This is a genomic window from Caulobacter sp. 05L422 (genome assembly GCF_056397765.1).
In genome coordinates, this window is sequence record NZ_JBFTOB010000024.1 from 99,673 (window position 1) to 108,164 (window position 8,492).

General features: G+C 69.1%; 5 protein-coding genes. 2 read left to right on the forward strand and 3 right to left on the reverse strand.

The window, feature by feature from the left end; translation table 11 throughout:
* Nucleotides 1-3 precede the first annotated feature (3 nt).
* Nucleotides 4-2,301, reverse strand: a complete 2,298-nt coding sequence (locus AC1DMQ_RS21310; protein ID WP_477035533.1) for an FdhF/YdeP family oxidoreductase — start codon at nucleotides 2,299-2,301, stop codon at nucleotides 4-6.
* Nucleotides 2,301-3,116, reverse strand: coding sequence for a formate dehydrogenase accessory sulfurtransferase FdhD (fdhD, locus tag AC1DMQ_RS21315; protein ID WP_477035534.1), 816 nt, complete (start codon nucleotides 3,114-3,116; stop codon nucleotides 2,301-2,303). The genes AC1DMQ_RS21310 and fdhD overlap by 1 nt, the downstream gene beginning before the upstream one ends.
* A 118-nt stretch (nucleotides 3,117-3,234) precedes the next feature.
* Between fdhD and AC1DMQ_RS21320 the strand changes: the two genes are divergently transcribed.
* Nucleotides 3,235-4,890: an FAD-dependent oxidoreductase gene (locus AC1DMQ_RS21320; protein WP_477035535.1), complete on the forward strand. Its 1,656-nt coding sequence runs from the start codon at nucleotides 3,235-3,237 to the stop codon at nucleotides 4,888-4,890.
* Nucleotides 4,891-5,212: 322 nt separating this feature from the next.
* Complete coding sequence (locus tag AC1DMQ_RS21325; protein WP_477035536.1) at nucleotides 5,213-8,089, forward strand: TonB-dependent receptor domain-containing protein; 2,877 nt, start codon at nucleotides 5,213-5,215, stop codon at nucleotides 8,087-8,089.
* A gap of 255 nt (nucleotides 8,090-8,344) precedes the next feature.
* Here AC1DMQ_RS21325 and AC1DMQ_RS21330 read toward each other — a convergent pair.
* Nucleotides 8,345-8,492: EF-Tu C-terminal domain-related protein (locus AC1DMQ_RS21330; RefSeq protein WP_477032717.1), on the reverse strand; the 148-nt coding region annotated here is incomplete at its 5' end.

Consider the following 8,492-nt stretch of genomic DNA (forward strand, 5'->3'; position numbering starts at 1 on the left):
ATTTCAGCCCGCGTGGGCGGCCAGCCGGACCGGAACCGACTTGTAGGCCGGCGTGCCGCTGCGCCGGTCGTGATCCTCCAGCGCCACCAGCACGTTGGCCTCGGGATAATAGGCGGCCAGGCAGCCGCGCGGGATCTCCCGCTCCACCAGGGTGAAGCCGCGCACGGCCCGCCGCCCCGTGTCGTCGAACGCCGCCGTCAGGTCGATGCGGTCGCCGGCCTTCAGGCCCCGCGCGGCGATGTCGTCGGGATGGGCGAAGACCACGTCGCGCCGGCCGAACACTCCGCGATAGCGGTCGTTCTGGCCGTAGATCGTGGTGTTGTACTGGTCGTGGCTGCGCAGGGTGGTCAGCAGCAGCACGTCGGCATCGCCGCGCCGGGCGTCGCGGCCGTCATGGCGGTGGGCCAGGAACTGGGCCTTGCCGCTGGGCGTCTTCCACACCCGGTCGGACGGCGGCACAGGCAGGCGGAAGCCGCCCGGCTGGCGCACGCGCTCATTATAATTGGCGAAGGCCTCGGGAAAGACCGCCTCGATCAGGTCGCGGATCCTGTCGTAATCGGCGGCAAGGCCCGGCCAGTCGACGATGTCGTCCGGTCCGAACAGGGCCGCGCCGATCCCGGCGACGATGGCGGGCTCGGACTTCAGCTGGTCCGAGGCCGGAGGGTTCAGCCCGCGCGAGGCGTGGACCATCGACATCGAGTCCTCGACCGTCACCGCCTGGCGCACACCGGCCTGCAGGTCCATTTCGGTGCGCCCGAGGCACGGCAGCAGCAGGCTTTCCGCGCCATGCAGCAGGTGGGTGCGGTTCAGCTTGGTGGCGACATGGACGGTCAGGCCGACCTTCTCGAACGCCGCGAAGGTTCGGGTCGGGTCCGGCGCGGCGACGGCGAAGTTGCCGCCCAGTCCGACGAACACCTTGGCCTCGCCCGCTTCCATGGCCGCGATCGTCTCGACCACCGTGTGGCCGTGCTCGCGCGGCGACTTGAAGGCGAACACCCGGTCCATGGAGTCCAGGAAGGCCGCCGAGGGCTTCTCCCAGATCCCGACCGTGCGGTCGCCCTGCACGTTGGAATGGCCCCGCAGCGGACAGATCCCCGCCCCCGGCCGGCCGATATTGCCCTTCAGCAGCAGCAGATTGACCAGCTGCTGCACGGTGCTGGACGAGCTGCGATGCTGGGTCAGGCCCATGCCGTAGCAGAGGATCGTGGCCTTGGCGGCCGCATAGGCCCGGGCCGCTTCCTCGATCTGGCCCCGCGACAGGCCCGAGCCCGCCTCGATCTCGTCCCAGCTCAGGCCTTCGACGATGGCCTTCACCATCTCGAAGCCCTCGGTGTGTTCGGCGATGAAGGCGTGGTCCAGGACCGTGCCCTGGCTCTCAGCGTCCAGGACCAGCACGGCCTTCATCATGCCCTGCACCGCCAGGGCGTCGCCGCCGACGGTCAGCTGGTAATAGGCCGAGGCGATCGGCGTCGAGGTCAGGGTCGCCATCTCGACCGGGTCCTGCGGCGAGGCGAACTTCTCCAGCGCCCGCTCCTTCAGCGGATTGAAGGCCAGGATCGTCGCGCCGCGCTTGGAGGCGTCGCGTAGGGTTGTCATCATCCGCGGATGGTTGGTGCCGGGGTTGTGGCCGAAGCTGAGGATCAGGTCGGCGTGGTCGAAGTCCTCCAGCGTCACCGAACCCTTGCCCATGCCGATCGAGTCCGGCAGGCCGACGCTGGTCGGCTCGTGGCACATGTTCGAGCAGTCGGGGAAATTGTTGGTCCCCACCCGCCGGCCCAGCAGCTGGAACAGGAACGCCGCCTCGTTCGAGGCCCGGCCCGAGGCGTAGAACTCGGCCTGGTTGGGGTGGTCCAGCGCGCGCAGGGCGTCGGCGGTCCGCGCGAACGCCTCGTCCCAGGCGATCGGCAGGTAGCGGTCCGTCGCCTTGTCGTAGGCCATCGGATGGGTCAGCCGGCCCAGGTCCTCCAGGGCGTGGTCGCTCCAGGTCTTCAGCTCGGTGACGGTGTGGGCCGCGAACGTCTCGGGCGTGGCGCGCTTGGTCGTCGCCTCCCAGGCCACGGCCTTGGCCCCGTTCTCGCAGAACTCGAATGAGCTGGTGTGTTTGGGATCGGGCCAGGCGCAGCCGGGGCAGTCGAAGCCCTCGGGCTGGTTGGCGCGCAGCAGGGTCTTGCCGCCCTCGATCACCGTTTCCTGGTCGGTTAGCGCACCAGCCACCGCCTTCAGCGCGCCCCAGCCGCCGGCGGCGTTGTCGTAGCGGTGGATGCCGGGGATGCCCGCGTTGGATTTGGAGTCGTCGGCCATCACGCGGGTTCCGGAACGGTGTCGAGCAGGCGCTCGGGATAGGTGAAGACGGTGTGGCCGTCGGCGCGGGCCAGGGCGACCAGGGTCAGGCCCGACTCCTGGGCCCGGCGGATCGCCAGGTCGGTCGGCGCCGACACCGCCACCAGGATCGAACAGCCCATCCGCACAGTCTTCTCGACCATCTCGAACGAGCACCGGCTGGTGACCAGCACGAAGCCGCCGATGGCCCGGTGGTCGCCGGCCGCCATGGCGCCGGCCAGCTTGTCCAGGGCGTTGTGACGGCCGACGTCCTCGCGGATCAGGACCAGCGCCCCGTCCGCGTCGGCGAAGGCCGCCGCATGGGTGGCGCGGGTCAGCCGCCCCAGGGCCTGGGCCCCGTCCAGGCCCTCGATCGCACGCTGCACCGCCTGGTGCGAAATCTTCACCCCGCCTTCGATCTGGGGCAGCGGCCGCACGGCGTCGGCCAGGCGCTGCACCCCGCACAGCCCGCAGCTGGAGCGGCCCTCCAGCGTGCGCGGCCGGGCCTTGCGCTGGATCGCGCCGGGCCTGAGCTTCACGTCGGCCAGGATGCCGAGCTCCGTGCCGGTGACCTCGATCCCAAGGATATCCTCGGCCCGCGCCACCGCTTCGGTCACGGTGAAGCCCATCGCCAGGTCCGCGACGTCGGCCGGCGTGGCCATCAGCACCGTGTGCGGCCGGCCGTCGAACGACAGGCCCACGGCGACTTCCTGAGGGGTGGCGCGGGCGATGGTCTCGGACCCGGCCCCGACCCGCCACTGGGTGGCGGAGCGACGTTGAACGGCGGCTTTCGACATGACCCGGACTCTACTGCTTCGGCGCTCCCGCGTCCAAGAGCGCACATCACGGCAGGAACGTTCAAATCCGACGCGGTTGTAGGATGACCGCTCGCCCGTCCTGACGCACTCTAGGGCCATGGCCGTCATCGACACCCGCCGCGATCAGATGTTCCCCAGCTTGAAGCCGGAGGAGATCGACCGCATCCGCCGCTTCGGCGATATCGCCCACGCCAAGGCCGGGGCCGTGCTGGCCAGGGCCGGCGAGGTCTCGCCCGGGCTGATGGTGATCCTCGAGGGCCGCGCCCGCATCAGCCGGCGCGACGCCCACGACGAAAGCCACATGATCGTCGAGCACGAGCCCGGCCAGTTCATCGGCGAGCTGGCCCAGCTGTCGAACCGCCCGTCGCTGGTCGATGTCGAGGCCCTGACCGACCTGGAAGTCCTGCGGATCAAGCCCGATCGCCTGCGCGCGGTGCTGATCGCCGAGGCCGAGCTGGGCGAGCGGATCATGCGCGCCCTGATCCTGCGTCGCGTCGGACTCCTGGAAACGGGAGCCGGAGGCCCGGTGATCATCGGCCGCACCAACGACGGCGAGGTCATCCGGCTGTCGGGTTTCCTCGGCCGCAACGGCCATCCCTACCAGCACCTGGACCCCGACAAGATCGACTGCGCCAAGGTGCTGATCCAGCGGTTCTCGATCGACGAGGCCGAGCTGCCGATCGTGCTCTGCCCTGGCGGCCAGATCCTGCGCCATCCGTCGAACGCCGAGCTGGCGCGCTGCATCGGCATGGTCGGCGACCTGGATCCCAGCCACGTCTACGACGTGGCCGTGGTCGGGGCCGGGCCGGCGGGCCTGGCCACCGCCGTCTACGCCGCCTCCGAAGGCCTGTCGGTGCTGGTGCTGGACACCCGGGCGTTCGGCGGCCAGGCCGGGGCCTCGGCGCGGATCGAGAACTATCTGGGCTTCCCCACCGGCGTCTCGGGCATGGCCCTGATGGCCCGCGCCTACAACCAGGCCCAGAAGTTCGGCGCCAACCTGGCCATCCCCGACGAGGTGGCGACGCTGGACTGCGAAGGCGATGACGGCCTCAGCGGCTATCACCTGAAGCTGGTCAGCGGCGAGACCACCCAGGCCAAGACCGTGGTGATCGCCAGCGGCGCCCGCTACCGGCGGCTCGACGTCGCCAATCTGGACCAGTTCGAGGGCAGCAGCGTCCACTACTGGGCCTCGCCGCTGGAGGCCAAGCTGTGCGCGGGCCAGGAAGTGGCCCTGGTCGGGGCCGGCAATTCGGCGGGCCAGGCGGCGGTCTACCTGGCCAGCCAGGTGGCCAAGGTCTGGCTGGTGATCCGCGGCAAGAGCCTGGACGCCAGCATGTCGCGCTACCTGATCGACCGCATCAAGAGCATGCCCAATATCGAGATCGTCGTCCGCAACGAGATCGTCGAGCTGGAGGGCGAGGACGGTCAGCTGCGCGCGGTCCGCTTCCGCGATCTCGACACCGGCGAGGAGGATCGCTGCGAGCTCAGCCACCTCTTCCTGTTCATCGGCGCCGCGCCCAACACCTCCTGGCTGACCCAGTGCCGGGTGGAACTGGACAACCACGGCTTCGTGCGCACCGGCCAGGACCTGTCGCCGGGCCATCCGTCCCTGCAGACCAGCCGCCCCGGCGTGTTCGCGATCGGCGACGTGCGGGCCGGTTCGGTCAAGCGCGTGGCGGCGGCGGTCGGTGAAGGCGCCCAGGTGGTGGCCGCGATCCACGCCTATCTGTCCGAGCCGGTCACCACGGCCTGAGGCCCCCCTCACGACAGATCCGTGACGCACTGTGGCCCGCCGGCCACGACCGTTTCCGCGTCCGTTCCGCAACAAACCGCGCCTTCCCCGGCGCTGTGTCTCGCCCCGTGATCAGCCTCACGCGGGGAGGTCCCTCCATGACAGCCTGGCGACAATCCACAGACGAGGCAAAACCGACTCTTCGAAGCTGAAACACCGCGAAGTCTCAGCGAACACCCGCACACATTCGGGAAAAAGCCGCCCCATACCCAAGGTCCCAAGCGAATTTCCTTTCGCCGACATCGCCGTCGCCGCTCTCACGACGGCCCTTTGGGGATACTTCATGTCTAGAACTCGCTACCTCGCGAGCGCGTCGGCGCTCGCCTGCCTGATCGCCGGCGCGCCCTTCACCGTCCACGCCCAGACCGCCTCCGGCGACGCCTCGGCCGTCGAGGAGATCGTGGTCACCGGTTCGCGCATCGCCCGACGCGACTACGTCTCCAACAGCCCGATCGTCACCCTTGGCCAGGACGCCATCCAGAAGTCCGGCTCGGTCACCGTCGACACCCTGCTCAACCAGATGCCGCAGTTCGTGCCGTCGGTGTCGTCGACCTCGAACAACCCGTCGAACGGCGGCCAGGCCAATATCGAACTGCGCGGCCTGGGGACCGCCCGCACCCTGGTGCTGCTGGACGGCCACCGCGTGGTCGCCTCCAACTCGGACGGCAGCGTCGACATCAACATCCTGCCCAGCGCCCTGATCCAGAACATCGAGATCATCAGCGGCGGCGCCTCGGCCACCTACGGCTCGGACGCCGTGGCCGGGGTCGTCAACTTCAAGCTGGATCACAACTTCACGGGCCTGGCGGTCGACGCCCAGTACGGCGTCACCCAGGAAGGCGACGGCAAGGAGACCGCCGTCAGCGTCACCGCCGGCGGCAAGTTCGCCGACGATCGCGGCCATGCCGCCGTGTCGCTCGGCTACTCACAGCGCGGCGAGGTGTTCAACGCCGCCCGCGACTTCGCCGCCGTCTCCGGCGCCTCGTCGACCACGCCCTACGGCCGCTATGACGCCACCGGCACGAACCTGCCCACGCAGGCGGCCATGGACGCCGTCTTCGCCCAGTACGGGATCGCCGCCGGCACGGTGAAGGCCGGCGCCAACCTCGGCTTCAACAACGACGGCACGCTGTTCTACAACGGCGTCAACTACACCGGCTCGACGGCGACCGACTACGCCACCATCCCGGTGAACGGCACCTACAACACCGGCGCGCTGAACCTGCTGCAACTGCCGCTGACCCGCTACTCGGCCTATGGCGAGGCGCAGTACGAGATCAATTCGCACGCCGAGGCCTACGGCTCGTTCAACTTCACGCACTACGACTCCCGCACCGTCCTGGCCGCCTCCCCGGCCGCCAGCACCACCGGCTTCACCGTGCCGGTGACCAACCCGTTCATCCCGGACGACCTGTCGACCCTGCTGGCCAGCCGGGCCGATCCCTCCGCCGACTTCCTGCTGCGCAAGCGCTTCACCGACGTCGGCCCGCGGGTGTCGGAGACCACCTTCAACGTGTTCCAACTGGCCACCGGCGTGCGCGGCGCGACCGGCTTCAAGGACTGGACCTACGACGTCTATGGGTCGTACGGCCGCTCCGAGCAGAACGAGATCCAGTCGGGCAACATCAGCCACTCGGCCGTCCAGAGCCTGCTCGACGCTTCCGACGGCGGCGACAGCCTCTGCAGCGGCGGCTACGACCCGTTCGGCCTGAACGCCCTGTCCTCGGCCTGCGCCAGCTACATCTCGCGCACGACCAAGAACTGGACGGCGGCCGAGCAGCGCGTGGTCGAGGCCAACCTGCAGGGCGGCCTGTTCGACCTGCCGGCCGGCGAGGTCCGCGGCGCGTTCGGGGCCGACTACAAGTACGACAGCTTCAAGTACGTGCCCGACAGCCTGCTCTCGACCGGCGACGTGGTCGGCTTCAACGCCGCCGACGCCATCGACGCCTCCACCGACGTCAAGGAGATCTACGGCGAGCTGCTGGTGCCCGTGCTGAAGGACCTGCCGTTCATCAAGGCCCTGAACGTCAACCTCGGCTATCGCTATTCCGACTACCAGACCATCGGCGGCGTCTCGGCCTACAAGGCCGACGGCGACTGGGAGATCGTCAACGGCTTCCGCCTGCGCGGCGGCTATCAGCGCGCCGTCCGGGCCCCCAGCCTGGGCGAGCTCTACTCCCCGCAGAACCAGAGCTACGAGACGATCACCGAGGACCCCTGCGCGATCGACAGCTCGGTCCGCACCGGCTCCAACGCCGCCGCGGCCCGCGCCATCTGCCTGGCCCAGGGCGTGCCCGCGGCGATCATCGACACCTACACCTACGCCAACACCCAGGTGGACGCCCTGGTCGGCGGCAACAGCGACCTGCATGAAGAGACCGCCGACACCTACAGCGTCGGCTTCGTCTGGACGCCGGTCCTCGACAGCCCGCTGTTCCAGCGCCTGTCGCTGTCGGCCGACTACTATTCGATCGACATCAAGGACGCGATCGGCACCATCTCGGCCGAGGACGCCCTGCAGAACTGCTACTCGGCCAGCGCCAACCCGACGGCCAGCACCAGCAACTACTACTGCAGCCTGTTCACGCGCAGCGCCGCCACCGGCGAGGTGTCGTCGATGAGCCTGGTCAACCTGAACCTCTCGGAATACCGGACCAAGGGCGTCGACTTCCAGGTCGACTGGGCCTTCGGCCTAGGCGCGGTCGGGCTGGACGACAAGTACGGCTCGCTGCGCGTCAACGTGATCGGCAGCTGGCTGGACAGCTTCCAGATCCAGAGCCTGCCGGGCGAGGACTTCGTCGAGCTGAAGGGCACGATCGGCAACGACCAGGTCAGCAACACCGCCGTCGCCCACCCCGAGTGGAAGCTCAACACCTCGCTGACCTACACGCTCGGCGCGGTCGACCTGGGCGTGGGCTGGCGCCACATCGACGGCATGCAGGACTATGCCGACGAGGACAGCGCCACGCCCAACATCGACTATTTCGACCTCAGCGGCGCCTGGCGGGTCACCGACAGCTACGAGATCCGCGGCGGGGTGACCAACGTCACCGACAAATCGCCGCCGTACTTCAGCTCGTACGTCCAGGCCAACACCGATCCGTCGACCTACGACGTGCTCGGCCGGCGGTTCTATGTGGGGGTGAAGGCGCGGTTCTAGGGCGTCTCGCCTGACGGAACGAAGGGCCGGAGGGGAACCTCCGGTCCTTTTTCGCGCGGCGACCGCTTGCCCCCTACGGGTCGCTTCGCGACCGTCTTCCCCCATAGGGGGAAGAGGCGCGTCCTCCGCCCCCCATGGGGGCGGACAGACCGCGAAGCGGTCAGGTGGGGGCAAGGGGTGAGCCCCCAAAGCAAAAGGCCCCGGAGTTTCCTCCGGGGCCTTCGCTTGGATCAGCTAGTCGCTGAGATCGATCGACTACTCGACGATCTTGGCCACGACGCCGGCGCCGACGGTGCGGCCGCCTTCGCGGATGGCGAAGCGCAGGCCTTGGTCCATGGCGATCGGGGTGATCAGCTCGACGTCCAGCTCGGCGTTATCGCCCGGCATGATCATTTCCACGCCT